This is a genomic window from Arthrobacter sp. zg-Y1143 (genome assembly GCF_030125565.1).
Taxonomy (GTDB): Bacteria; Actinomycetota; Actinomycetes; order Actinomycetales; family Micrococcaceae; genus Arthrobacter_B.
Window position 1 is genome coordinate 146,457 of the sequence record NZ_JASKLW010000004.1, and the last position, 26,463, is coordinate 172,919.

General features: G+C 66.3%; 22 protein-coding genes. 19 read left to right on the forward strand and 3 right to left on the reverse strand.

Features of this window, described 5'->3' with window-relative positions; translation table 11 throughout:
• Position 1: 1 nt before the first annotated feature.
• The 11 genes from QNN98_RS04775 to tuf all read left to right on the forward strand — a co-directional run bounded on the left by QNN98_RS04775 (position 2) and on the right by tuf (position 10,958).
• Positions 2–1,438, forward strand: a complete 1,437-nt coding sequence (locus QNN98_RS04775) for a lyase family protein (protein ID WP_283996410.1) — start codon at positions 2–4, stop codon at positions 1,436–1,438.
• Positions 1,435–2,241, forward strand: coding sequence for an alpha/beta fold hydrolase (locus QNN98_RS04780; protein ID WP_283996411.1), 807 nt, complete (start codon positions 1,435–1,437; stop codon positions 2,239–2,241). Before QNN98_RS04775 ends, QNN98_RS04780 begins: the two co-directional genes overlap by 4 nt.
• Before the next feature lie 3 nt (positions 2,242–2,244).
• Complete coding sequence (gene pcaC, locus QNN98_RS04785; protein WP_227912792.1) at positions 2,245–2,649, forward strand: 4-carboxymuconolactone decarboxylase; 405 nt, start codon at positions 2,245–2,247, stop codon at positions 2,647–2,649.
• Positions 2,650–2,725: 76 nt separating this feature from the next.
• Positions 2,726–3,925: a thiolase family protein gene (locus tag QNN98_RS04790; protein WP_283996412.1), complete on the forward strand. Its 1,200-nt coding sequence runs from the start codon at positions 2,726–2,728 to the stop codon at positions 3,923–3,925.
• A gap of 33 nt (positions 3,926–3,958) precedes the next feature.
• Positions 3,959–4,642 (forward strand): 3-oxoacid CoA-transferase subunit A, encoded by a 684-nt coding sequence (locus QNN98_RS04795; protein ID WP_283996413.1) that lies wholly within the window; start codon positions 3,959–3,961, stop codon positions 4,640–4,642.
• Positions 4,639–5,295, forward strand: a complete 657-nt coding sequence (locus tag QNN98_RS04800) for a 3-oxoacid CoA-transferase subunit B (protein WP_227912795.1) — start codon at positions 4,639–4,641, stop codon at positions 5,293–5,295. Before QNN98_RS04795 ends, QNN98_RS04800 begins: the two co-directional genes overlap by 4 nt.
• A 20-nt stretch (positions 5,296–5,315) precedes the next feature.
• A complete protein-coding gene (locus QNN98_RS04805; protein ID WP_283996414.1) occupies positions 5,316–6,107 on the forward strand; it encodes an IclR family transcriptional regulator domain-containing protein in 792 nt (263 codons plus the stop codon).
• Between the two features lie 362 nt (positions 6,108–6,469).
• Positions 6,470–6,844: a 30S ribosomal protein S12 gene (gene rpsL / locus QNN98_RS04810; protein WP_104052742.1), complete on the forward strand. Its 375-nt coding sequence runs from the start codon at positions 6,470–6,472 to the stop codon at positions 6,842–6,844.
• Between the two features lies 1 nt (position 6,845).
• Positions 6,846–7,316, forward strand: a complete 471-nt coding sequence (gene rpsG / locus QNN98_RS04815; protein WP_227903869.1) for a 30S ribosomal protein S7 — start codon at positions 6,846–6,848, stop codon at positions 7,314–7,316.
• Between the two features lie 117 nt (positions 7,317–7,433).
• Positions 7,434–9,548, forward strand: a complete 2,115-nt coding sequence (gene fusA / locus QNN98_RS04820; RefSeq protein ID WP_227912797.1) for an elongation factor G — start codon at positions 7,434–7,436, stop codon at positions 9,546–9,548.
• A 219-nt stretch (positions 9,549–9,767) separates the two neighbouring features.
• Positions 9,768–10,958, forward strand: coding sequence for an elongation factor Tu (gene tuf, locus QNN98_RS04825; RefSeq protein WP_227892319.1), 1,191 nt, complete (start codon positions 9,768–9,770; stop codon positions 10,956–10,958).
• 50 nt (positions 10,959–11,008) lie between these two features.
• On the opposite strand, the gene QNN98_RS04830 is transcribed toward tuf, so the two are convergent.
• The 3 genes from QNN98_RS04830 to aroA are packed head-to-tail and all read right to left on the reverse strand — an operon-like array spanning position 11,009 to position 17,431.
• Positions 11,009–13,057 (reverse strand): oxidoreductase, encoded by a 2,049-nt coding sequence (locus QNN98_RS04830; protein WP_283996415.1) that lies wholly within the window; start codon positions 13,055–13,057, stop codon positions 11,009–11,011.
• On the reverse strand, positions 13,057–14,328 hold the full coding sequence (locus QNN98_RS04835; protein ID WP_283996416.1) for an acyl-CoA dehydrogenase family protein: 1,272 nt from the start codon (positions 14,326–14,328) through the stop codon (positions 13,057–13,059). The genes QNN98_RS04830 and QNN98_RS04835 overlap by 1 nt, the downstream gene beginning before the upstream one ends.
• Positions 14,329–14,374: 46 nt before the next feature.
• Positions 14,375–17,431 carry a 3-phosphoshikimate 1-carboxyvinyltransferase gene (gene aroA, locus QNN98_RS04840; protein WP_283996417.1) on the reverse strand — a complete coding sequence of 1,019 codons (3,057 nt, stop codon included), beginning with the start codon at positions 17,429–17,431 and terminating at the stop codon, positions 14,375–14,377.
• Positions 17,432–17,869: 438 nt separating this feature from the next.
• Here aroA and QNN98_RS04845 point away from each other — a divergent pair, with 438 nt between their 5' ends.
• The 8 genes from QNN98_RS04845 (at position 17,870) to rpsS (ending at position 26,428) form a co-directional block, all read left to right on the forward strand.
• Positions 17,870–22,606 carry a hypothetical protein gene (locus QNN98_RS04845; protein ID WP_283996418.1) on the forward strand — a complete coding sequence of 1,579 codons (4,737 nt, stop codon included), beginning with the start codon at positions 17,870–17,872 and terminating at the stop codon, positions 22,604–22,606.
• Positions 22,607–22,638: 32 nt separating this feature from the next.
• Positions 22,639–22,770 carry a hypothetical protein gene (locus QNN98_RS04850; RefSeq protein ID WP_269437385.1) on the forward strand — a complete coding sequence of 44 codons (132 nt, stop codon included), beginning with the start codon at positions 22,639–22,641 and terminating at the stop codon, positions 22,768–22,770.
• Positions 22,771–23,361: 591 nt separating this feature from the next.
• The gene (gene rpsJ / locus QNN98_RS04855; protein WP_146361073.1) at positions 23,362–23,670 is read left to right on the forward strand and encodes a 30S ribosomal protein S10; all 309 of its coding nucleotides are present in this window, start codon (positions 23,362–23,364) and stop codon (positions 23,668–23,670) included.
• A gap of 16 nt (positions 23,671–23,686) precedes the next feature.
• A complete protein-coding gene (gene rplC / locus QNN98_RS04860; protein ID WP_227912802.1) occupies positions 23,687–24,343 on the forward strand; it encodes a 50S ribosomal protein L3 in 657 nt (218 codons plus the stop codon).
• A 4-nt stretch (positions 24,344–24,347) separates the two neighbouring features.
• Complete coding sequence (gene rplD / locus QNN98_RS04865) at positions 24,348–24,962, forward strand: 50S ribosomal protein L4 (protein WP_227912803.1); 615 nt, start codon at positions 24,348–24,350, stop codon at positions 24,960–24,962.
• The gene (gene rplW, locus QNN98_RS04870) at positions 24,959–25,264 is read left to right on the forward strand and encodes a 50S ribosomal protein L23 (RefSeq protein WP_066295939.1); all 306 of its coding nucleotides are present in this window, start codon (positions 24,959–24,961) and stop codon (positions 25,262–25,264) included. The genes rplD and rplW overlap by 4 nt, the downstream gene beginning before the upstream one ends.
• A gap of 30 nt (positions 25,265–25,294) precedes the next feature.
• Positions 25,295–26,134 carry a 50S ribosomal protein L2 gene (gene rplB, locus QNN98_RS04875; RefSeq protein WP_146361090.1) on the forward strand — a complete coding sequence of 280 codons (840 nt, stop codon included), beginning with the start codon at positions 25,295–25,297 and terminating at the stop codon, positions 26,132–26,134.
• 12 nt (positions 26,135–26,146) lie between these two features.
• Positions 26,147–26,428: a 30S ribosomal protein S19 gene (rpsS, locus tag QNN98_RS04880; RefSeq protein WP_104052734.1), complete on the forward strand. Its 282-nt coding sequence runs from the start codon at positions 26,147–26,149 to the stop codon at positions 26,426–26,428.
• The last annotated feature ends 35 nt before the right edge of the window (positions 26,429–26,463 follow it).

Below are 26,463 nucleotides of genomic sequence, written 5' to 3' on the forward strand. Positions count from 1 at the left end.
CATGGATGCTGCACAGAGCGCCGATTACGGGCTGCTCGCGCCGGCCTGGGCAGGCACGCCCGCGGCGGAGCTGACCGGAGACCGGCAGCTGCTCCAAACCCTCCTGGATGTTGAACTGGAATGGGTGCGGGTGCTGGCCGCCGCCGGCCTGGCCGGCCCCTCCGCTCCCGAAGCGGTGGTCGAGGCAAGTGACGCGTCCCAGTACGACGCCGCGTCCCTGGCCGTGCGTGCCCAGGGCGGCGGGAACCCGGTAATACCGCTGCTGGCCGACCTGCGCGCACGGGTGCGGTCCGGGCCGGGGGGCGCTGCAGCGGCCGCCGCAGTCCACCGCGGCGCCACCAGCCAGGACGTTATGGACACCGCGCTGATGCTGATGTCCCGCCGCGCACTGGACGTCATTGCATCCGACGCGGACCGCGCCGCCGCAGCGCTGGGAAACCTGGCCCGGGAGCATGCCGCAACGCTGTGCGTGGCCCGGACCCTGACCCAGCATTCGACGCCGTCAACCTTCGGCCTGCGCGCCGCCCAGTGGCTGCACGGCGTCGGGCAGGCCACCACGAGCCTGCGCACCGCGGCCGCTGCCCTGCCCCTGCAGTGGGGCGGTGCCTCGGGTACCCTCGCTGCCCTCACCACGGCGGCTGCCGGCGCACAGCCCGAAGGTGGACGGATCAGCAGTTTCGACCTCACCGAACGCCTCGCTGACGCGCTCGGGCTGTCCCACCCCGTGGCGCCGTGGCAGACCAACCGGCTTCCCGTCACCGCCCTCGGCAACGCCCTGCAGGACTTCACCGCTGCCGCCGGGAAAATGGCCAACGACGTCCTGCTGCTCAGCCGCCCCGAGATCGGCGAGGTATCCGAACCCCGTGCCGCCGGGCGCGGCGGTTCCTCGGCCATGCCGCAGAAGCAGAACCCGGTCCTGTCCGTCCTGATCCGCAGCGCCGCGCTGGCCGCGCCTGGCCACGGGGTGCAGCTGCAGGCCGCCGCGGCGGCAGCAGACGACGAGCGTCCCAGCGGGTCCTGGCACGTGGAGTGGCAGGCCCTGCGCTCCATGCTGCGCCTGGCCGGGGGAGCGGCCGCCCACCTGGCTGAACTGGCCGAGGGGCTGCAGGTGCACACCGGGGCGCTGGCTCGGAACCTGGACAGTGCCGGGCCGCTGGTGGTCAGCGAGAAGATCATGGCCGTTGCGGCGCCGCTGCTCGATGACCACATGGAGCGCCACGGCATGCCGGGAAGCGGCAAGGAGATGATCTCCGAGGCAGTTGCCGCCTCGCTCAGCTCCGGGGAGCCCTTCGAAAAGCTGCTGCGCGGCGTCGTGCCGGTGCAGGTGCTCTCCGACGCGGACCTGTTGTCCCTCCTCGACCCCGCCCAATACCTTGGGGAGGCGGCAGCGCTGATTGAACGGATCACCGCCGCCTACCCCGGAAAGCCGAGCGCATGAGCATCCCCGCCATCAAGGCAACCCGCCTCACCGGGCCCGGTGCTCCCGTGCTGATCGCCGGGCCTTCGCTGGGAACGGCAGCCCTGCCGCTATGGAACCGGGCGGCAGCAGCCCTTGACACCTTTACGGTTATCGGCTGGGATCTTCCCGGCCACGGCGCCAGCCCCGCCGCAGAGGACGGCTTCAGCATCGACGACCTGGCGGCGGCCGTCGCGGACCTCGTCCGCGGTGCCCGCCGTTCCGGGGACATTGCCGCCGGCGTCCCGGTGTTTTACGCCGGCGTGTCCCTGGGCGGCGCCGTGGGACTACAGCTGGGCCTGGACCACGGCGAACTGTTCGACGGGCTCGCCGTGCTGTGTTCGGGTGCCAAGATTGGCGATGCCGAGGGCTGGGAGGAGCGTGCGGACACCGTGCGCGCCCAGGGCACCCCCACGCAAATCACGGGGTCCGCACAGCGCTGGTTCGCCCCCGGCTTCATGGAGCGCGAACCAGCCGCCGCCACGGCCCTGCTGCACTCGCTGCAGGACGCTGACCGGTTCTCCTACGCTTACTGCTGCTCCGCTCTGGCCAACTTTGACGTCCGCGAACGCCTGCCGGACATCACCGTGCCGGTGCTCGCCGTCGCCGGCGCCGAAGACGCCGTCACGCCGCCCTCGTTTGCGGACCTGATCGCGGACCGTGTCACCAACGGCACAGCCGCCGTCGTCAACGAGGCCGCCCACCTGGTCCCGGCCGAACAGCCGGCCCAAACCGCGCAGCTGCTGAAGGACTTCTTCGGCGCCCAGTACCTGGAAGGGATCTAGCCCGTGATCGCAGACGGAGACAAGAGCCGGCAGGACGTGTACAACGAGGGCATGGCCGTTCGACGGGAAGTCCTCGGCCCCGAGCACGTGGACCGTGCCAACGCCGGCAAGGACGGGTTCACCGCCGACTTCCAGGACCTGATCACCCAGTACGCGTGGGGCACCATCTGGACCCGGCCGGGCCTGCCGCGCACTATGCGCAGCGCCGTCACCCTCACCGCCCTGATCGCGCACGGCCACTTGGAGGAGTTCGCCATGCACGTCAGGGCGGCCCTGCGCAACGGCCTCAGCCGCGACGAGATCAAGGAGATTGTGCTGCAGTCCGCCATCTACTGCGGCGTCCCGGCAGCCAACTCGGCGTTCAAGACGGCGCAGGGCGTGTTCCGGGACATCGACGCCGAGGCGTAGCCGCGCAACGAGCCAGACCCAACAGTCCGAACGTTCCGATTCCAGTTTCTTCGCAGCACGTTTCAAAGGAGCACCGGTGAACCAGGCATATATCTACGACGCAGTTCGTACCCCTTTCGGGAAATTCGGCGGCGCCCTCGCCGGCGTCCGCCCCGATGACCTGGCCGCCCAGGTGATCCGGGCAGCCGTCTCTCGGGCACCGGAACTGGACCCGGAACGGATCGATGAAGTGGTCTTCGGCAATGCCAACGGCGCGGGTGAGGAAAACCGCAACGTTGCGCGCATGGCGGCCCTGCTGGCGGGACTGCCCACCTCCATTCCGGGCACCAGCGTCAACCGGCTCTGCGGGTCCTCGCTGGATGCGGCAATGATTGCCTCCCGCCAGATCAACACCTCGGAGGCGGACCTGATGCTCATCGGCGGCGTGGAGTCCATGAGCCGCGCCCCCTGGGTGTTGCCCAAGAACGAGTCGCCGTATCCCGCCGGTGACGCCGCCCTTGCCTCTACGACCTTGGGCTGGCGCCTGGTCAACCCGGCCATGCCGAAGGAATGGACGGTGTCCCTGGGCGAGGCCACCGAGCAGCTTCGGGAGAAGTACGGCATCACCCGCGAACGGCAGGACGAATTCGCCGCCGCCTCCCATGCCTCGGCGGCCCGGGCATGGGACGAGGGCAAGTACGCGAACCTGACCGTCGCCGTCGACGGCGTGGATCTGGCCAGGGATGAAAGCATCCGCGCAGGGTCCACCACGGAGAAGCTCGCCACCCTGCGCACTGTCTTCCGCCCGGCGTCCGATGACGCGTCCGGCGGCACAGTGACCGCCGGCAACGCCTCGCCCCTGAACGACGGTGCCTCCGCGGCCTGGGTGGGCAGCGAAAGTGCGGCCGGGATCCTGGGGCTCGCGCCGCTGGCCCGCATCGCAGGCCGCGGCGCCGCCGCCAATGAACCGCAGTTCTTCGGCTACGCACCGGTGGAAGCAGCCAACACCGCACTGAAGCGCGCCGGCATCAGCTGGGGCGATGTTGGGGCAGTGGAACTGAACGAGGCCTTTGCCGCCCAGTCCCTGGCATGCCTGGATGCGTGGGACGTGGACCCCGGGATCGTCAACGCCTGGGGCGGTGCGGTAGCGATCGGGCACCCGTTGGGGGCTTCCGGCGCCCGCATCCTGGGCACCTTGGCCCGCCGGCTGCAGGGATCCGGGGAACGCTGGGGCGTGGCCGCCATCTGCATCGGCGTCGGCCAAGGCCTCGCCGTCGTGCTGGAAAACGCCAATTGACCCGCCCCGCCGCTCAACCATAAGGAAGACACCGTGCTCAAGATAGTCCAGGACGCAGATGAGGCCGTGGCGCCCATACACGACGGCGCCACCGTGATGATTGGCGGGTTCGGCCGTGCCGGGCAGCCCGTGGAACTGATCGAAGCGCTGCTGCGCCAGGGAGCAGCCAACCTGACCGTCGTGAACAACAACGCCGGCAACGGGGAGCAGGGCCTGGCAGCGCTCATCGGCGCCGGGCGGGTGAAGAAGATCGTGTGCTCCTTCCCCCGGCAGTCCGACTCGCAGATCTTCGACGCCCGATACCGGGCCGGGGAGATTGAACTGGAACTGGTGCCGCAGGGCAACCTGGCCGAACGCATCCGGGCCGCCGGCGCCGGCATCGGCGGTTTCTTCACGCCCACGGCCTTCGGCACGCCGCTGGCCGAAGGCAAGGAAACCCGGATGATCGACGGCCGCGGCTACGTCTTCGAAACGCCGCTTCATGCCGACTTTGCCCTGGTTAAGGCCCTGCGGGCGGACCGCGCCGGCAACCTCGTGTACCGCAAGACCGCACGGAACTTCGGTCCGGTCATGGCTGCGGCGGCGAAGCACGCCATGGTGCAGGTCCGCGAGATAGTGGACACCGGGCAGATAGACCCCGAGACCGTCGTGACCCCGGGAATCTACGTCAACACCCTGGTCCGCGTGAACCGGGAGAAAGCACCGGCCGCAGCATGAGCACCACGGAAAAGCTGGACAAAAACGCCCTGGCAGCCCTTGTAGCTGCGGACATCGCCCCGGGGTCCTTCGTGAACCTTGGCATCGGACAGCCCACCCTGGTGTCGGACTTTTTGAAGCCGGAGCAGAACATCACCCTGCACACCGAGAACGGCATGCTCGGCATGGGACCCCAGGCGCACGGTGACGAGGTGGACCCGGACCTGATCAACGCCGGCAAGATTCCGGTGACCGAACTGCCCGGCGCCTCCTACTTCCACCACGCCGACTCCTTCGCCGTCATGCGCGGCGGCCACCTGGATGTGTGCGTCCTTGGCGCCTTCCAGGTATCTGCCTCCGGTGACTTGGCCAACTGGCATACCGGGGCGCCGGACGCCATCCCCGCCGTCGGCGGCGCCATGGACCTGGCCACCGGGGCCAAGGACGTCTACGTCATGATGAACCTGTTCACCAGGGACGGTGCGAGCAAGCTGGTGAAGGAATGCAGCTACCCGCTGACCGGCGTCGGCTGTGTCACGCGCGTCTACACTAATGAGGCGGTCTTCCTGCTGAAGGAAGACGGGGTCCACGTCCGCGAGACCTTCGGCACCACCTTCGAGGAACTGGCCGCAGCAATGGACATTGAGCTGATTCGCGGCAACGCCGGCAGCTAGGCCTACACCATGGGGGATAAATGAGCGGGACCGCACCGGCCAGCGACCAGTACGTCCAGTCCCTGGCCCGGGGCCTGCAGGTGATCCGTGCGTTCGACGCCGAGCACGTGCAGATGACGCTCAGCGACGTCTCGCGCCGGACGGGCCTGACCCGTGCCACGGCCCGCCGTTTCCTGCTCACCCTGGTGGAGCTCGGCTATGTGCGGACCGACGGGCGGACCTTCGAGCTGACGGCGTTGGTGCTGCAGTTGGGGTATTCCTACCTGTCGGGCCAGTCCCTTCCCCAGCTGGCCCAACCGGTTCTGGAGGACCTTTCCCGGGCGATTTCGGAGTCCACCTCCGCCTCCATCCTGGACGGCAACGAGATTGTGTACATAGCCCGAATCCACACCCGCCGGCTGATGACCGTGGGCATCAGCGTGGGCACCAGGTTTCCGGCCTACGCCACCTCCATGGGGCGGGTGCTGCTGGCCGGCCTGTCCGGGGACCGGTTCGAAGAGTACCTGGCCACGGTTGAGCTGCGGCCGCTGACCGACCGGACGGTGACCGATCCGGACCGGCTCCGGAGTATGGTTGCCCGGGTGCGGGAACAGGGCTGGGCCATTGTGGACCAGGAACTGGAGCAGGGCCTGCGCTCGGTGGCTGTACCGATATTCGACCCCCGCGGGCAGGTGCTGGCTGCGCTGAACACCTCCATGCAGGCAGGCCTCGGAACCGAAGCGCCTACACTGAAGGAAGCAGCGGCCAGGGTTGTGCCGCACCTGCAGCAGGCGTCGGCCACCATTACGGCCGCCCTGGCGGCGCGAAGCTAGCGGGACAGGGCCAAGCAGAATGTGATCCCTGCCGCACTTTCGTCCGGCTCCGCTTAAGTCTGCTAGACTGAAAGCCAATTGTTTGTGTGGCAGTGGATGAAGGCCGCTCGCGTGCCCTCCGTGGTGAGATACTCGGAGGAATGCATTCCGGAAGGAATGGGCGGGCCTGTTTCCGGGTTGCGGGCTTCTTGCGCAACGAATGCCACACTTTTGCACGCCTACGGTCGCTTTCGGCGAGAGTATCGGAACTTCTCGGGGCATTGCGGCAACGACTTTAAGCGCGTCGCCCCCTGGTTGGTTTCAGCCGGCAGCGGGGCGGGGCAACCAGAGAATTATCTCGAGAAAAAACGGAGAACACGAAAGTGCCTACGATTCAGCAGCTGGTCCGCAAGGGCCGCTCACCCAAGGTCTCCAAGACCAAGGCTCCTGCCCTCCAGGGCAGCCCGATGCGCCGTGGTGTCTGCACCCGCGTTTACACCACCACCCCGAAGAAGCCGAACTCGGCTCTGCGTAAGGTTGCACGTGTCCGCCTCAACGGCGGCATCGAAGTAACCGCTTACATCCCCGGTGTGGGTCACAACCTTCAGGAACACTCCATCGTGCTGGTGCGCGGCGGCCGTGTGAAGGACCTTCCCGGTGTCCGCTACAAGATTGTCCGCGGTGCCCTCGATACCCAGGGTGTCAAGAACCGCAAGCAGGCTCGCAGCCGCTACGGCGCGAAGATGGAGAAGAAGTAATATGCCCCGCAAGGGTCCGGCCCCCAAGCGGCCGCTCGTACTGGATCCCGTCTACGGCTCCCCGCTGGTCACGCAGCTGATCAACAAGGTTCTGATCGACGGCAAGAAGTCCACCGCAGAGCGCATCGTCTACGGTGCACTTGCAGGCGCTCAGGAGAAGACCGGACAGGATCCGGTTGCAGCCCTGAAGAAGGCCATGGACAACATCAAGCCCAGCCTTGAGGTTAAGTCCCGCCGCGTTGGCGGCGCCACCTACCAGGTTCCCGTTGAGGTCAAGCCGGGCCGTGCAACCGCACTGGCCCTGCGCTGGCTGGTTGGCTACTCGAAGGCCCGCCGCGAGAAGACCATGACCGAGCGTCTCCGCAACGAAATCCTGGACGCTTCCAACGGTCTCGGTGCAGCTGTGAAGCGCCGCGAGGACACCCACAAGATGGCTGAGTCCAACAAGGCCTTCGCGCACTACCGCTGGTAAAAAGCCTGGCCGACGGCGGCCCCTCCTTCGAGGCCCTGCATTCCGCTTAGGCGGGGTGCGGGGCCCGAAGCAGATAAACGCAGTCGAACCGGCAAACACCAAATATAGGGAGAAACCGTGGCACTTGACGTGCTTACCGACCTGAACAAGGTCCGCAACATCGGCATCATGGCCCACATTGATGCCGGCAAGACGACTACAACCGAGCGCATCCTGTTCTACACGGGTGTCAACCACAAGATTGGCGAGACCCACGACGGTGCGTCCACCATGGACTGGATGGCACAGGAGCAGGAGCGGGGTATCACCATTACCTCCGCAGCTACCACGTGTTACTGGGACAACAACCAGATCAACATCATCGACACCCCGGGTCACGTTGACTTCACTGTCGAGGTTGAGCGGTCCCTGCGCGTCCTCGACGGCGCCGTCGCTGTCTTCGACGGCAAGGAAGGCGTTGAGCCGCAGTCCGAGACTGTTTGGCGTCAGGCCGATAAGTACGATGTGCCGCGTATCTGCTTCGTCAACAAGATGGACAAGCTGGGCGCTGACTTCTACTTCACCGTAGACACGATCATCAACCGCCTGGGCGCCAAGCCGCTGGTTCTCCAGCTGCCGATCGGCTCCGAGAGCGAATTCGAGGGCGTCGTTGACCTCATCGAAATGCGTGCCCTGACCTGGCGCGGCGACGCCAAGGGTGACGTGACCATGGGCGCCAAGTACGAAATCGAGCCGATCCCCGCAGACCTGCAGGAAAAGGCCGAAGAGTACCGCGCACAGCTGGTCGAGACCGTTGCTGAAGCCAGCGACGAACTGATGAACAAGTACCTCGAAGGCGAAGAGATCAGCATTGCGGAGCTGAAGGCCGGCATCCGCAAGCTGACCATCAACTCCGAGGTCTACCCGGTTCTGTGCGGCTCTGCCTTCAAGAACCGCGGTGTGCAGCCGATGCTGGACGCCGTCGTCGACTACCTGCCCAGCCCGCTGGACGTGCCGAACATCAAGGGCCACGACATCCGCGACGAAGAGGTCATCCTCGAACGCGCCGCTGATGCCAACGCTCCGTTCTCCGCCCTGGCTTTCAAGGTTGTCACGCACCCGTTCTTCGGCCGCCTGACCTACATCCGCGTGTACTCCGGTCACGCTGCTTCCGGCGCCCAGGTCATGAACGCGACCAAGCAGAAGAAGGAGCGCATCGGAAAGCTCTTCCAGATGCACGCCAACAAGGAAAACCCGGTCGAGGAAATCACGACGGGCCACATTTACGCCGCTATCGGCCTGAAGGATACGACCACGGGCGATACCCTGTGCGACCTGCAGGACCCGATCGTGCTGGAATCCATGAGCTTCCCGGAGCCCGTGATTTCCGTGGCCATCGAGCCGAAGACCAAGGGTGACCAGGAGAAGCTCTCCACGGCCATCCAGAAGCTCTCCGAAGAGGACCCGACCTTCCAGGTCTCCCTCGACGAAGACACAGGTCAGACGATCATCGCCGGCATGGGCGAGCTCCACCTGGACATCCTGGTGGACCGCATGCGCCGCGAGTTCCGCGTGGAGGCCAACGTGGGCAAGCCCCAGGTGGCTTACCGCGAGACCATCCGCCGTGCAGTCGCCAAGCACGACTACACGCACAAGAAGCAGACCGGTGGTTCGGGTCAGTTCGCAAAGATCCAGATCGCGATCGAGCCGCTGGATACTTCCGACGGCACGTTCTACGAATTCGAGAACAAGGTCACCGGTGGTCGTGTTCCGCGCGAATACATCCCCTCCGTTGACCAGGGTATCCAGAGCGCCCTCACTGACGGTGTGCTCGCCGGTTACCCGGTTGTCGGCATCAAGGCCACGCTGCTTGACGGCGCGTACCACGACGTCGACTCCTCGGAAATGGCGTTCAAGATTGCCGGACGCCAGGCCTTCAAGGAAGCTGCACGGATGGCCAACCCGGTCCTGCTGGAACCGCTGATGGATGTAGAAGTCCGCACCCCTGAGGAATACATGGGTGAAGTCATCGGTGACATCAACTCCCGCCGCGGCCAGATGCAGTCCATGGAAGATGCAGCCGGCGTAAAGGTCATCCGGGCGCACGTCCCGCTGTCCGGCATGTTCGGTTACATCGGCGACCTGCGGTCCAAGACCCAGGGCCGCGCCGTGTACTCCATGTCCTTCAACAGCTACGCCGAGGTCCCGAAGGCAGTTGCCGACGAGATCATCCAGAAGACGCGCGGCGAGTAAAACTTGGAGGGTGGAACGGTTTACGCCGGGACACCCGCCGTGTGTGCCCGGTCCGGGTTTCGGCCCGGACCGGGCGCATAGCCAAACTGAGCGGCCTCGCCAGGCTGCTGCGGAAATCGGCAATTTCATCAAATAAACAGCCCCCAGTAGACTTACATCAGTTTCAGTTGCGAAAAGCGCGGCTGGAGATTGAGTCTTCTAACTCTCTAGGAGGAACCCGTGGCGAAGGCAAAGTTCGAGCGGACTAAGCCGCACGTCAACATCGGCACCATTGGTCACGTTGACCATGGCAAGACCACGTTGACCGCTGCCATTTCGAAGGTGCTTGCTGACAAGTACCCTGATCTGAACGAAAAGCGCGATTTCGCTGCTATCGACTCTGCACCTGAAGAGCGCCAGCGCGGTATCACCATCAACATCTCGCACATCGAGTACCAGACCGAGAAGCGCCACTACGCACACGTAGACGCTCCCGGCCACGCTGACTACATCAAGAACATGATCACTGGTGCAGCTCAGATGGACGGCGCAATCCTCGTGGTTGCCGCTACCGACGGTCCGATGGCCCAGACCCGCGAGCACGTTCTGCTCGCCCGCCAGGTGGGCGTTCCCTACCTGCTGGTCGCACTGAACAAGTCCGACATGGTTGACGACGAAGAACTGCTCGACCTCGTGGAAATGGAAGTTCGCGAACTGCTGAGCTCCCAGGAATTCGACGGGGACAACGCTCCCGTCGTCCGCGTTTCGGGCCTGAAGGCTCTGGAAGGCGACCCCAAGTGGGTTGCTTCCGTCGAAGAGCTGATGGACGCCGTTGACAACAACGTGCCGGACCCGATCCGCGACAAGGACAAGCCGTTCCTGATGCCGATCGAGGACGTCTTCACGATCACCGGTCGTGGAACCGTTGTCACGGGCCGCGCCGAGCGCGGTACCCTCGCCATCAACTCCGAGGTCGAGATCGTCGGCATCCGTCCGGTCCAGAAGACCACGGTTACCGGTATCGAGATGTTCCACAAGCAGCTTGACGAAGCATGGGCCGGCGAGAACTGTGGCCTGCTGCTCCGCGGCATCAAGCGCGAAGACGTAGAGCGTGGCCAGGTCATCGTGAAGCCGGGTTCCATTACCCCGCACACCGATTTCGAGGCCAACGTCTACATCCTGTCCAAGGATGAAGGCGGACGCCACAACCCGTTCTACTCGAACTACCGCCCGCAGTTCTACTTCCGTACCACGGACGTAACCGGCGTCATCACCCTCCCCGAGGGCACTGAAATGGTTATGCCCGGCGATAACACTGAGATGACCGTTGAGCTCATCCAGCCGATCGCTATGGAAGAGGGCCTCGGCTTCGCTATCCGCGAAGGCGGCCGCACCGTTGGATCAGGCCGCGTCACCAAGATCATCAAGTAATTTTGATGTTCTAGCCTGAACCTTTTCGGTTCTTAGCAGGGCCCCGTTGCTTATGGCAGCGGGGTCCTGCTGCGTTTAAACCCGGGGGTTTCAACTCCGGACGCCGCCGGGGTGCGGGCCAGGGACCGGATAAGATCCGTGGCTGCGGCCAGTCCCTGTTCGAAGGCACGCACGGCGTTGAGCCCCGACGCGTCACGTGCCCCGCCGATAACGGTAAACGGTGCACCGGCCGCCTCGAGGTGCCCCTGCAGCGGGTTGTGCGGCACCTGTCCGGCGGCCAGGACGACGGCGTCGGCCGGCAGCACTGTCCGGTTTCCCGCCTCGTCCCGGACCAGGAGCCCGCCGGAGCGCAGTTCCAGGGGAACGGTGTGGGCCATGGTGTGCACCCCCGCTTCCCGCAGTTCCTGCAGGACTGCCCAGCGGGTTGACGGGCCGATGCCCGCACCGATCCGCGCGCCGCGGCGCAGGATGGTGACCCGGCGGGGTCCGGTCCCGGCGTACTCCACCAGAAGTCGGGCCAGGTCGACGCCGATTCCGCCTGCCCCGATAACCACCACCCGGTTGCCGAGCAGCTCAGCGTCGGCAAAGGCACGGCGGTAGTCCAGTACGGGGATGTTTCCGGTACGGGGCAGCGGTACCGGCCGCGGACGGACACCGGTTGCCAGCAGGACGTGCGCGTAGCCGGCCAGGACCGGGGCCGTGGGGGCGGTCCCGCACCTGATCCGGACACCCAGCCGCGGTAGTTCGTTGCCGAAGTAGCGGATGGTCTGCAGGAAGTCCGCTTTCCCCGGCACCTGGCCGGCCAGCCGGAACTGCCCGCCGATGCCGTCTGCTTCCTCATAGAGGTCCACCCGGTGCCCGGCGTCCGCCAAGGTGGCTGCTGCCTGCATCCCTGCCGGTCCCGCACCCACTACCGCCACCGCGGCACTGTTTCGGAGTTCCCGCCGGCGGAGCAGCGGGAAGTAGTTCTCCCGCCCGGCCCTCGGGTTGACCAGGCAGGAGACCGGGTCGGCCCCCAGCGAGCGGTCAATGCAGGCTTCATTGCAGGCGATGCAGGTGTTCACCAGCCGCGCATCTCCGCGCCGGGACTTCGCCACGATGTCCGGGTCGGCGAGGAACGGCCGCGCCATGGAGACCAGGTCGGCGTGGCCGGCAGCAAGCGCCTGTTCTGCCAGCGGCAGTGAGTTGATCCGGTTGCTGCCAATCACCGGTACCGGCACGTCGCCTGCGGCCAGGGCTGCCCGGATGCCGCCGGCAATCCCCATCCAGTGGCCGTGGGGAACCATCGCCTGCACGGACGGCACGGTGGATTCGTGCCAGCCAATGCCGATGTTGAGGGCGTCGGCTCCGGCCCGGGCCAGCTCAACGGCCAAGTCAGCCGACTCCCCGATGCTGCTGGAGCCCTCCACGAAGTCGGCGCCCGAGGTGCGGAAAATCACCGGGAAGGTGCTGCCGACGGCGGAGCGCACCGACTGCAGCACCGCCAGCGGGAAGGCCTGCCGCCGCACAGGATCGCCGCCCCAGCGGTCCCGGCGCAGATTGGTCAGGGGCGAGGCAAACTGGTTGATCAGGTAGCCTTCGGACCCCATGATCTCCACCGCATCGAATCCGAGTTCCCGCGCCCGGGCCGCTCCGGCAGAGAAGTCGGCGAGCGTGTCCTCGATCTGTGGTCCGGTTATCTCCGCGGGCATGGTCCGGGAGAAACCGGAGAATACCTGTGACGGAGCAGCCGGGCGCAGTCCGTAGGTGGATTCGAAGGCGTACCGCCCGGCGTGGAAGAGCTGGAGGGCCAGCCGCCCGCCTGCTTCATGGACGGCGTCGAGCACCGGTGCCAGCACCGCAGCGGCTTCCGGCTCGTTGATCAGCAGGTAATTGGGGCCGCCGGCACCCGTTCGGTTAACCGCAGCGCCGCCCGTCACGATCAGCGCGGCACCGCCCGCTGCACGTTCCCGGTAGAACGCTGCGAGGGAACCGGCGTCGTCCTCCCGGTTCAGGTGCATGGAGCCCATCACTATCCGGTGCGGCAGATGCAGCGAACCGATGGAAACGGGGGAGAAGACCCTGGTGAGGGACACTTCCGGCACGCGGGCAGCGGGCATTAGCGCAGGGCGGCCGGTGATGCTGCGGGATCGGGGACGGCGGCCGCGACGCCGTCGTCGGCAGCCGGTGCCTGCGCGCGGCGGAACAGGTCGCGGGCAATCACGGTCTTCTGGATCTCGTTGGTTCCTTCTTCGAACCGCTGGGCACGGGCGTCCCGGTAGACCCGCTCAATGGGCATGCTCTTCCAGTAGCCGATGCCGCCGTGCACCTGCAGGGCCTTGTCAGTGACCCGGGTGAGCATGTCCACCGCGGTGAGCTTGGCCATGGAGGACAGCGAGGGGGCAGACTCGCTGCCGTCCTGCCAGGCTTGTGCCGCCGTCATGGTCAGGGCCCGAGCGGCTTCGATGTCGGCGGCGTTTTCAGCCAGGGCGAAGGCGACGGCCTGCCGGGCAGCCAGCGGCTGGCCGAAAGTGGTGCGTTCCAGGGCATAGGCGACTGCAAGCTCCTGGGCGCGCCGGGCCAGGCCCACGCAGCTCATGGCCACCGAGATGCGGCTGGGGGTCAGGAAGCCGCCCAGGGCCACGGCCAGCCCGTCGCCTTCCGCGCCCAGCCGGTTTGCCACCGGAACCGGTGTGTCGGTGAAAGACAGGGAGGCATGGTCGGTGCCCCGCACGCCCATGGTTTCCGAAGTGTCCTCCACCACGGTGCCGGGGGCATGCCGGTCCACCAGCAGGGCGACGGTGCCGTCCCGCCCGGTGGTGCCGGCCAGCCGGGCGAACAACAGCCAGTAGTCGCAGCGCACGCCGAAGGTGATCAGGTGCTTGCGGCCGGTGAGATAGTACGTGTCGCCCTCCCGCCGCACACTGGAGGTGATGTCGGCGCCGGTGCCGTTGCCGGGCTCGGTGAGCGTGAAGGCGACCACCAGGTCGCCGGCGACGGCGGGACGCAGGTATTTTTCCCGCTGCGGTTCGCTGGCATGCGGGTTCATGGCCCGCCAGGTGCCGTTAACCACGTGCACGATCATCCGGATGGAGGCATGCGAACGGGAGAAGACTTCCATCAATCCCATCCACTGGACGAAGCTCACGCCCCGCCCGCCCAGGTCCGCCGGTGCCGCAAGGGAGAGGAAACCTGCTTCCCGCAGTTCCTTCCACAGGGCATCGGGCACCCGCCCGGTGGACTCGATGCGCTCCGCCCATGCTTCACCGGGGCCTTCCACCCAGGCGGTCACGGCTGAAAACAGGTCCCGGTATTCCGAATCCGGGACGCTGCTGCCCCGTCCGTCTGCGGTGATGGCTGTGCTGGTCACTGTGGACTCCGATTCACTCATAACGCTCATGTTGCTGGTTGGGGGAGGCACTGATTTGCCGGGTGCTTCAGCCGGAGACGGAGGGGTCCCGGCCGTTCCCGCCTGCCGGGGCGAAGTTCCGGGCCATGTCCCGCAGGAGGAATTTCTGGACTTTGCCCACGGCATTGCGCGGTATCGCATCCATCAGCTCCAGGCGTTCGGGCCAGTAATGCTTGGACACCTGGTGCCGGTCCAGGAAGACGGTGAGGTCAGCCAGGCTCAGGGGAGCTCCTGGAACCGGCACCACGAAGGCACAGGCCCGTTCGCCCAGCCGTGCGTCCGGCATGGCCGCCAGCGCAATGTCCAGCACAGACGGGTGCCGGAACAGCAGTTGCTCAATCTCGGCCACCGGGATCTTCTCGCCCCCGCGGTTGATGATGTCCCGGACCCGGCCGGTGACGCGCAGGTACCCGGCGCTGTCCATCACGGCAGTGTCGCCGGTCCGGTACCAGCCGTCTTCGGTAAAGACTTCCTTGGTCAGGTCCGGGCGGTCGAGGTAGCCGTCAAAGACCGTGGGGCTGCTCAGTTCGAAGTTTCCTTCGACACCGGCCGGAAGCAGCCGACCGTCATCGTCGACAATCCTGGTTCTTACTCCGGCCAGGGGACGGCCGTCGGTTCCCCATACCTTCGCGGGTTCGTCCTGCGGCGCGGCCAACGTGCCCAAACAGGTTTCAGTGGTGCCGAAGGCCCCGCAGATCCCGGCACCCAGCACGCGTGTGGCCCGTTCGGCCAAATAGCGCGGCACGGCGGCACCGGTGCTGACGAAAATGCGCAGGCTGGGCGGAGCTGTTGCCCCGGCGTCCACTGCCTGCACCAGGTCCGTGAGGAACGGGGTGGCAGCCTGCACAAACGTGGCGCGCCAGCCGTGCATCAGCTGCAGGGCACGTCCGGCGTCCCAGACCGGCTGCAGGATCTGCGGGCAGCCCAGGACAAAGGACAGCCACATGCCGTACAGGAAGCCGGTCTGGTGCGCCAGGGGCGAGGGGATGAACACTGCGTCGTCACTGGTCAGGTGCAGGTGCGCCGCTTCCATGGCTGCGGCCCGGCTCAGCGTTCCGTGCCGGTGCACAACGCCCTTGGGCTCGCCGGAGGTGCCGGACGTGAACAGCAGCTGCGCGGCGTCGCGCGCCGTGGGGGAGTACCGGGAGAGGACGCCGGGATCGGGCCGGGCCTGTGCCAGGGTCTGGTGCCAGTCACTGAACCGCGGCCCTCCGTGGACCTTGGGGAGGGGATCCGCGCTGCCCGGAGCGCGCAGTACCAGCACGTCCCGCACGGGCAGGCCCGGTTCCGGTCCGGCCGGGGCGGGTTGCCCGACCAGTCCGGCCAGCTCCGCAGCGGGCCGGCGGCCGCGGAATTCCTGCATGGTGACGAATACGCGGGCGTGTGCACGCTGCAGTGCCAAGGCCACTTCGCGTTCGCGGAAGATGGGCATCAGCGGCGCCGCCACCGCGCCGATGCGCAGGGAGGCCACGGTGAGAATCACGAATTCACTGCAGTTGGGCAGCTGGAAGGCCACGCGGTCTCCCGGCTGTACCCCCAGCTCCAGCAGCGCTGCGGCGGTACGGTCGGCTGCCGTGTCCAGTTCCGACCAGGTCAAGTGCCCTGATCCCTTGGCACCGCCGTCGACCACCGCCGTCTCGCTGGGACGTTCCGCCGCCCACCTGCGCACCCAGTCCGGCCCGGTGACTGCAGCGGCGGCTTCCACAGCGGCCGGGGTGGCGATGGTCCGGGCACTGCTGCCGCGGGCCGTGCGCGCCGGACGGGCCAGGCGCGCACGGCGGATGACTCCGTCCTGCACCTCCATGCGCAGTCCGAAGGCAGTCATGGCGGCCAGGTACTCCGGGTAGGAAATCCGATACGCATTGGGATATGTGAGGGTGCTGCGGCCCTCTGCTGCGGAGGCTGCAACGGCAAGGGACATCAGGACGCGGTGGTCGTTAAAGGAGGAAAGGTCCGACCCGTTCAGGCCGCGCACACCGCGGATCACCAGGGAAGAACCTTCCACGCTGAGGTCTGCGCCCATCGCGTTCAGCTGCAGCATGGCAGCTACCCGGTCTGATTCCTTCATCCGCACGTGGTCAACGTGGTGGAAGACGCTGCGGCCGCCGGTGAAACAGGCCATGACCGAGAGGATGGGAAGCATATCCGGTACGCGGCGGCAGTCCACCTCCACCGGTTGCAGCCGCAGCCCGCCGTGCCGGATACGGACTGCGCCGGCGGCAGGATCCAGCTCCAGGGGCACCCCCATGGAACGCGCCAGGTCAAGGAAGTCCGCTTCCGGGTGGTCGGAACCGGAGGAGGAGGCAGAGGACAACCCGGCCAGCGTAATGTCTGCGGGATGGAGCGCGGCCGCGGCGACGCCGAAGGCGGCCGACCCGATGTCCGGCGGCATGCGCAGATTCGCGGGTACCGCCTGCTGGTTGGGCGGAATCCGAAAACGCCGGAAGTCCGGATCGGCGTCGACCTGCAGTCCGAATTGCCGCATCATGGCGATCGTCAGCTCTATGTAGCTGCTTTCATTCTGAGCGCCGTCCACGAACACCGTCGTTTCCGTGCGGGCGAACGGGGCCAGCAGCAGCAGGCCGGAGACCCATTGGGACAGGGTTCCGGGGATGTGCACTTCACCGCCGTGCGGGCGGCCGCTGCGGACCCGTATCGGCGGACAATCATTGGTGGAGGAAACATCCAGGCCCATGTCGCGCAGGGCGGCGAGCAGTGCCCCGATGGGCCGGCGCTGGAAGTACTTCTGGCCCGTCACTGTGACGTCCCGCCCGGCCAGTGCAGCCAGCCCCACCATGAAGTACAAGGTAGTTCCCGAACTCCCCGCCGATACGGTGTCCCGCTGCGGCCGGTAGGCTCCCCCGTGCACCACGAATGTGTCGCCCTCGATCTCAATGCCGGTGCCCAGTTGGCGCAGCATGGCCACTGTGTACTGCACGTGCCGGGCATCCGTGAGACCGGAAATCCTGCTGCTGCCGGATGCCAGCGAGGCCAGGATCAGGGCGCGGTGGGCGTGGTACTTGGAGTTGGGAACCTGCACTGTGCCGCTGATGCCGGCGTGCGTTCCGAGGACCGAAAGATACATGGCCGCACGGCCTTCCTGTTGTCTGCGTGCCTACCCCTGCCACCCCTCGTGCGCCGACGCTACCAGCTTGGTATCCGGGTCGGAACAGCCTCCCGCGGTCCGGTTCCGCCGTGAAGCGAATCGGCTGCGCTGCGGTAGGGATCAGCGGTGGAAACGGGTGGCCCGGCGAGGCCGGGCGGGGCGGAAGCGGCCGGACGGGACCTCTCCTCCACACAGCGGCGACGGACCGGGATGCAGGCCCTTTGTCCACCGGAGCGCCCCTTGCCGGGGAAGTGAGCGCCGTCACCCTAGGATAGGCAAGAGCCAATACCGGCTGGAGCACAAAAACCGGAAGGAAGCAGATCGATGGGGGTCTTCCTGCTTTTCCTGGCTGCAATCACAGCCAGCTATTTCATAGGCCGTTCAGCGGGCCGCAGGGCAGCGCGCGGAATGGACAGTATGGGCAGGCCCTTGCCGCCACCGGACCAGATCTACGACGAGGGGTACCGGGCCGGCTACGCCAGCGCTGCGGCACAAGCAGCGCACGCTCCACAAGCGGCCCAGACCACTGCCGGCGACCATGCAGAACCGCACGTGACGGCCGCTCCACCGGCTTTTGCGCCACCGAACTATGCTCCGGCCAACTCTGCTCCGGCCAACTCTGCTCCGGCGAACTCTGCCAACGTGAATTTTGCCCAGTCTGCTCATTCGGTGCTGCCGTCAGCGGCGCCGGTTCCGGCCGGCGCCAGCGCGGCATCTATCGCAGCCGATCCGTCCTTGGTTGCGCGGCGGGGACAGGGCATGCCGCCGGCACCGCCCGCGGTGCCGGCGCCAGAACCGCCGCGGGCCAAGACCGAGGCTGAACTCCGCGAGGAGAAACGCCGCCGGGACCTGCGGAACATCAACATCACGCTGTACTCCGCCAGCCTGTTGCTGGTGGCAGCTGCCGCCCTGTTTATCGGCCTGGCCATACCCGAGCAGGCGCGCTTCTCCGGCGTGGTTGCGGTGACGGCACTGTTTTACGTCTCGGGACTGGTGATCCATGCCCGCAGCCGGCGGCTCCGTCCGGCAGCCGTCGCCTTCACCGGTACCGGACTGGCACTGATACCGGTTGTGGGACTGGCGCTGTTCAACCTCGTCCTCCATGACGGCCCGGCCGCCTGGCTGTTCACTTCCGTTGCCGGAACCGCCGCCTTCGCCTATGCCGCAGCAAAGATCGAAAGCCGGGTGGTGGCCTACCTGGCGCTCACGTTCCTGTTGTCTTCGGGATTGGCCTCCGGTGCCGCCCTCCGCTGGGGAATTGTTTGGTATTTCCTGTCTACGGTCATCCTCGCGACCCTGATCAGCCTCGCGGCAGTCCGCCGCCCCAAATGGTTGAACAACCTTTATCTGGACGCCTTTGTCCGCTCCCACCGCTACCTCGTACCGGCCACCGCGGTTGCCTCAGCCTGGATTTCAGATGATCTGGGAGCCGCGCAGCTGGCAGTCCTCTTCCTCGCCTTCGCCTGTTACTACGCGGTCATGCTGTGGCAGGGCCCGGACCGCCACATGCTGGTAAACAGCTACGGACTGCGTGCTGCGGGCACCGTGGGGCTCACAGCCTTGTTCTACTCATTCACCGACAGCGGCCAAGCCACGTTGCTGGCCTTTGCCGTACAGGTCCTGGCCCAACTGGCGGGCGTCCTGCTGCGGCGTCCGGTTTACGGCGCCGCTGCACTGATGCAAGCCGCATCCAGGGCAGCGGGCCTGCCGCTGGACAATGCGGACGAGGCCAGGCGGCACCGCAGCAGCGGAACCGGCGCTCCCCAAACCGCAGGGGCCGTGGGTGGCCAGGGCGGAAGCCTGCCTGAGCTGTCCGGTGCGGATACTCCCGGGGCCGCTTCGGTCAGCCTGGTTAAAAAGCCGGCACGGACAGTGCAGCAGTCGGCCGGGCGCTTTTTCCGCGTGGATGTTGCGGTGCTGTTGGCGGTTCAGGCCGGAGCAGGGGTGCTGGCAGGCCTGGCCTACGCCTTTGGCATGTGGGGCGGGAACATGGCTGTGTTCGCCGGTACGGCCCTTGTGGTTCTGCTGGCCTACCTTGCCGCCGGCTGGAAGGTTGGCGGGGTGCTGGAGTTCGGGGTTGCCGTCCCAGTGCTTCTGGTGCTGGTTCCCACGGCTGTGGAGCCCCGGGTATCCCTGTGGCCGGCAGTGCTGGTTACCGCAGCCCTCACTGCCTACCTGGTCATCCGCGCAGTACGCAGCGGCCCCGGTCGGAGAGCGGTGTTTGTCCTCGCGGCACGCGCAGCCGCAGTCCTGCTGGTGCCTCTGGTGCTCCTGGCATCCCTGGCAGAGTCCGTTGGAGCGGATCCGGGTGCCTGGGCCCTCGCCGGAACGGCCGCGGCCCTGGCAGCGAATCAGGTAATGACGGTGCTGCGCCTCCGGCAGGGGAAACCGGAATACCGGCCGGGTATAACAGCCTTGTCAGCCGCGGCTGGAACTGTGCTGCTCGCCTGCGGCCTGCGCGGGGCCGAGGACCCGGGGCTCGCTTTGGCCGGCCTGTGGGTACTGGTAGCCGCAAACGTTCTGACCTCGGTACTGCACCCGAGGGGGCGGTACCTCGCTGCCGGCCCGGCAGGTTTCCTCTCGGCGGCCCTTATCGGGGCGGGTGTTCTGGGATTGCGGGGCTACGAACTGCTGACGGCAGCCGCACTGGCGTACTGCGTTGTGCTGTTCGCCAGGATTTCTTCGCACTGGCAGCGCCCCCCGGTCACGTCACGCCGCCCGCCGTTGCGAGGGGCCCACCTGCTGGCTGCGCAGGCCCTGGTTGTTGTCCTCTCCGGGCTGGTGGCTGCGGATGTGACCGGAAATGTGCACCGGATCTTCGCTGCCCTCGCGGTGAGCATCGGTGTGCTGCACCTGCTGCGGACCCTGTTTGCCGCCCGCATAGAGCCGATGGGACTGGCCGGCGCCGGCCGGTGGGGCGGCCTCGCCGCATCCGCGGCGGTGCCCGGGGCGTATGCCCTGCTGCCGCGGGGGACCGGCGACCCGGGCAGCTTGCTGTTCCTGATCGCCTGCGCTGCTGCGGTCGCAGTGTTTACGCAGGTGGCTGCCGCCGTCCGCCTCCGCCGGGGGCGGCCGCTGCCGCTGGCTGCGGAATTGATCACTGCCGCTGCCCTCATCGCAGTCCTTGCCGCGGCTGCGTCACGCGGCGTGGAAGGCCCTGCGGCCTGGAGCCTTGCCTTGCTGTGGGCGGCCCTTGCCGCCAACGCAGCTGCTTCGCTGTTGGTCCCGGACAGGTTCGAGCCGGCTGCACCAGCCGGGTTTGCCGCGGCGGCTGCCGTGGGTGCCGGGCTCCTGGGCCTGCGCGGCTACGAACTGCTGGTCCTGGCCGGCCTGGCCTATGCCGCCGGTCTTGCAGTGAACCGCAGGCAGCCGAACCGGGGCTTGTACCTGTTGGCGGTTCAGGGACTGCTGATCGTCTTGGCCGCATTGGCGGTTGCGGACCTTGGTGCCGATGCGCACGGCTTGGTGGCAGCAGGAGCGGCAGCAACGGCGGCGCAGCACCTGGTGCGAACGGCGCTGCACCGACGCCTTGACGGCGGCGGCTACTCCGAAACATCACTGTGGATCAGCTTGGCCCTGCTGGTCCTGGCACCCGGTCTTTACGCCCTGCACACTGGCACGGAAGCCCGCCGGGACGTGGCGGCAGTTCTGCTGCTGCTGCTCCTGGCCGCAGCGGTACCTGCCTTCGCCCGGCGGCACCGGGCTTCCGAAGCACGCTCTGGATGGATACTCTATCCGGCAGCCCTGGCGCTGGGGGCGTTGCCGCTGGTCCTTTCCGGCCTGCCTGATGTGGCGGAGAAGGGCTTGCTGCCCGAACCGGTGCTCAGCTCGGAAGCCGCGGGCCTGGTTCTGCTCGCCCTCGGTGCGGCAGCGCTGTGGGGAGAGACCCGGCGGTCCTGGCACGCGGATACCAGGATGCCGTTGCTGGCTGCGTCGGCGGGGTACGCGGCTGCCGTCCTGTTCACAGCCGGGGCCACCGGAAACGCGTTCCTCGCATCCGCTGGCTTCGCCATGGGCGGGGCAGTGTGCCTGGTCCTGTCCTACAGCCGGGCACAGCCATGGGCAGCATTGGGAACCCCGCCGCTCCTGTTCGCCGCGGCACTATGCCTGTCGGCTGCAGTGGGGGACAGTTACTCCAAAGGTCTTGGGGCGGCCGGGTACAGGTTCCTCGCTGCCGCCTGGGCGGCAGCTGCCCTGCTTCAGCTGCTTCGTGCGTTCCTTCCGGCAGGACGCAGCTGGGACCCCCGCGACGAAAGCGCACCGGACAGTGCCGTGCAGGTGCCCGGCGCCGGTTCCGGTTTACCTCAGTTGCTGAGGCGTCGGATCATGGGTTGCGCCTCTGCACTAGTCGCTGCGATGGCCGCAGTTCCCGCCATGGCGTCGGATTCGACTGCCGTGGCGGGGTCCGTGACCGTCATCGCGGCCGCGGCCCTGGCACTCCCGGAGCTTCCCCGGCAGTGGCGCGAACAGGCAATGCAGGGAGGAGCCGTCCTCACTGCCTTGGCGGTTCAGCGGATTAGCTGGCTGGTGCTGGGCGGGGTGAACGTCTTCTGGTCCGTGCAGTACTGGGCGTGCGTGCTGGCCGCGATGGCCGGTTACGAGTTCCTGCGAAGGCGCGAACAGCGCGGAACGGCCTTCCTGACGGTTTCTGCCGCCATCCTCTCCGCGAGCGGGTTGCTCACCGTCATCAGCGGAGGCGGAGGCAAGCAGCTGTGGGCACTGGTGGCCCATGCCGGCCTGCTCGCCTTCGGACTGCTGGCCAGCCGGCGGCTGTTCACCATGTGGGGAGCGGCAGGTGTGGTGCTGGCCGTGCTGTGGTACCTGCGCGGCTATACCTTCCTCCTGCTGGCACTGCTGGGTGTCGGACTGATCGCGCTGGCTGTATGGCGGCTCACCCGTGTCCGTTCCGACGCCGACGGCACGGAGCAGAACCGAACGCATCACTCGGACCCAATTGCACCGGCCGGGGGAGCGGCGGGCCCGGGGCTTATGCAGCCGGCGCCGGGAGGAGCGCCCTCTTCGGGGACGATGCAGGCGGCGCCCTGGACGCAGCCGGCGCCCGGGGCGCCCCCGGCACCGCCACTGCCGGAAAACGGTCCGGACCCGGACAGCCAAGCCCCGGAAGCCCCGGGCGCGGGTGGGCGCACCCTCTGACACGAAGTTCCATCCTCCGCTAGGCTCGGAGGATGGAACTTCTCATTCTTTTGGTCATTGCGGCAGCCGTCGCCGCCGGTGTGGGCTGGACCCGGAAGAACTTCCGTTCCGAAATCGACCGCACCAAGCGGATCCGCCGGTCCAACCGGGACGGCATGCCCTGAGTCCAGGAGATGCGGCCTGCCACGGACACCGTTTCAGGGAGCCGCGGCGCCTGGGTTAGACTGTTGGAAGTTGACGCTCCGCTGGCCCTTTGGAAACATCGGCCCTTTGGAAACATCGGCCCTTGGAAATCTCGGGCAGGGAAACCTCAGGCCCGGGCGGCAGCAGCCAGATAATGCAAGGCATGCCGCTACACCGGCATTGCCTTGTCGGAGGTGCGGTGCCTGATTGGCCATCCGTGCCCAAGTCTGGCAGACTAGAGAAGTTGTTCAAGCGCTTTTGTGCCCACACGCGCCCTTGCTCCTGCTGAACTGCAGGAAACAGGCAGTGGTGAGATTGCGTCCCGGCCAGGATAATGCCTGGTGCAGGGTCGGATCCTTCAGGGGAAGAGCCCATATATAACCCGCCCCTATTCTTTCTCGGGGTCGTCGGTCTCAACACCGCGACACGCCCGAGCGCGGGGGTCGGAGCCTCGACAGGGTGAGGAACCCGGATTCATCCGGATTCAGTCTGTTGGAGGGGTGCCAGGCCGTAAGGCAGTTCGGCGCAAAAACTGTACAGAGAGCATTACTCGAAGAAAGAGGCACGACGCCATGGCGGGACAAAAAATCCGCATCCGGCTGAAGTCGTACGACCACGAGGTCATCGACGTATCAGCACGGAAGATCGTTGAGACGGTCACGCGTGCAGGCGCAACGGTAGTAGGCCCCGTGCCGCTGCCCACGGAAAAGAACGTTTACGTTGTTATCCGTTCGCCGCACAAGTACAAGGACAGCCGCGAGCACTTTGAAATGCGCACGCACAAGCGCCTGATCGACATCATTGACCCCACGCCTAAGGCCGTTGACTCGCTTATGCGTCTTGACCTGCCTGCAGACGTGAACATCGAAATCAAGCTGTAGGGGGGGAGCGGATAATATGTCTACTTCACTTACACGCCAGGTAAAGGGACTGCTGGGCACCAAGCTCGGCATGACCCAGGTCTGGGACGAGAACAACAAGCTCATCCCCGTTACCGTCGTCCAGGCTGACTCCAACGTCATAACGCAGCTGCGCAGCGCGGAAAAGGACGGCTACACCGCCGTTCAGATCGGCTACGGCCAGATCGATCCGCGCAAGGTGACCAAGCCGCTGGCCGGCCACTTTGAAAAGGCCGGCGTCACGCCGCGCCGCCACGTAGTTGAACTGCGTACCGCAGATGCCGACACCTACGAGCTGGGCCAGGAACTCTCCGTTGAGATTTTCGAAGCCGGCCAGAAGGTCGACGTCACCGGAACCTCCAAGGGCAAGGGCTTTGCCGGTGTCATGAAGCGTCACGGCTTCCACGGCGTCGGTGCCTCCCACGGTGCACACAAGAACCACCGTAAGCCGGGTTCCATCGGTGGCGCATCCACCCCGGGACGCGTCTTCAAGGGCGTTCGGATGGCAGGCCGCATGGGCGCTGTCAAGCACACCACCATGAACCTCACGGTTCACGGTGTGGACGCCGAGAAGTCGCTCCTGCTGATCAAGGGTGCCGTTCCCGGCGCCCGCGGCCAGGTCGTCCTCGTACGCACCGCCGTGAAGGGAGCTTAGTCTCATGGCTAACGAAACCACTGTTGAATTCCCCGCAGAGATCTTCGACGTTCAGACGAACGTACCGCTGCTCCACCAGGTGGTAGTTGCTCAGCTTGCAGCCGCCCGCCAGGGTACGCACAAGACGAAGACCCGCGCCGAGGTTAGCGGTGCAGGCCGCAAGCCCTTCAAGCAGAAGGGCACCGGCCGGGCTCGCCAGGGCTCGATCCGTGCGCCTCACATGACCGGTGGCGGCGTTGTCCACGGACCGACGCCCCGCGACTACAGCCAGCGCACCCCCAAGAAGATGAAGGCTGCTGCACTGCGCGGCGCCCTGTCTGACCGGGCACGCAACGGCCGTATCCACGTCCTCGAATCCCTGGTTGAAGGCACCAAGCCTTCCACCAAGGACGCACTGAGCGCCCTGCGTTCGGTTTCCGACCGCAAGAACCTGCTCGTTGTTATCGAGCGCGCCAACGATGTTGCTGCACTGTCCGTGCGCAACGTCCCGGAAGTTCACGTGATCTACGTAGATCAGCTGAACACCTACGACGTGCTGGTTTCCGACGACGTGGTCTTCACCAAGGCTGCCTACGACGAGTTCGTCGGCAAGAACACTGTCAAGGAGGACGCCAAGTGAGCGCGACCACCGCTAAGGACCCGCGCGACGTAGTGCTTGCACCCGTCGTTTCGGAAAAGAGCTACGGCCTGATCGACGAAGGTAAGTACACCTTCCTGGTCGACCCCCGCTCGAACAAGACCGAGATCAAGCTGGCCGTGGAGAAGATTTTCTCCGTCAAGGTCGACTCGATCAACACCATCAACCGTGCCGGTAAGCGTAAGCGCACCAAGTTCGGATGGGGACAGCGCAAGAGCACCAAGCGCGCAATTGTCACCCTCAAGGACGGCACAATCGACATCTTCGGCGGTCCGCTCAGCTAGGGCGGAGACCACTTTAACGAGGAATAAATAATGGGAATCCGTAAATACAAGCCGACTACCCCGGGCCGTCGCGGCTCGAGCGTAGCCGACTTCACCGAAATCACGCGGTCAACGCCGGAAAAGTCGTTGGTACGTCCGCTGCCCAAGAAGGGCGGCCGTAACAACACCGGTAAGATCACGACCAGGCACAAGGGTGGTGGACACAAGCGTCAGTACCGTCTGATTGACTTCCGTCGCCACGACAAGGACGGCGTCAACGCTCGCGTTGCCGAGATCGAATACGATCCGAACCGTACCGCCCGCATTGCGCTGCTGCACTACGTTGATGGCACCAAGCGTTACATCATTGCTCCGAACAAGCTCAAGCAGGGCGACTTCGTAGAGGCCGGCGCCGGGGCTGACATCAAGCCCGGCAACAACCTGCCGCTGCGCAACATCCCCGTGGGTACCACCATCCACGCTGTTGAACTGCGTCCGGGCGGCGGTGCCAAGATGGCCCGCTCCGCCGGTGCTTCTGTTCAGCTCGTTGCCAAGGAAGGCCGCTTCGCCCAGCTGCGTCTGCCCTCCGGTGAAATCCGCAACGTTGACGTCCGCTGCCGCGCCACGATTGGCGAGGTCGGCAACGCCGAGCAGTCCAACATCAACTGGGGCAAGGCCGGCCGTATGCGCTGGAAGGGCGTTCGCCCGACCGTCCGCGGTGTCGCCATGAACCCGGTTGACCACCCGCACGGTGGTGGTGAAGGTAAGACCTCCGGTGGACGCCACCCGGTCAACCCGAATGGTAAGCGCGAAGGCCGTACCCGCCGCCCCAATAAAGAGAGCGACAACCTCATTGTGCGTCGCCGTCGTTCCGGCAAGAACAAGCGATAGGAGCCTGGAAACATGCCACGCAGCCTGAAGAAAGGCCCCTTCGTCGACCAGCACCTGTTCCTTAAGGTAGCGGCCGAAAACGAAAAGGGCACCAAGAACGTCATCAAGACGTGGTCCCGCCGTTCGATGATCATCCCCGACATGCTCGGGCACACGATCGCCGTACACGATGGACGTAAGCACATTCCGGTGTTTGTCACCGAGTCGATGGTCGGGCACAAGCTCGGCGAATTCGCTCTGACGCGGACATTCCGCGGCCATGTGAAGGACGACCGCAAGGGCAAGCGCCGCTAGGCGCTGCTCTTTCGGCAGAAGACGAGAGAAGGAAA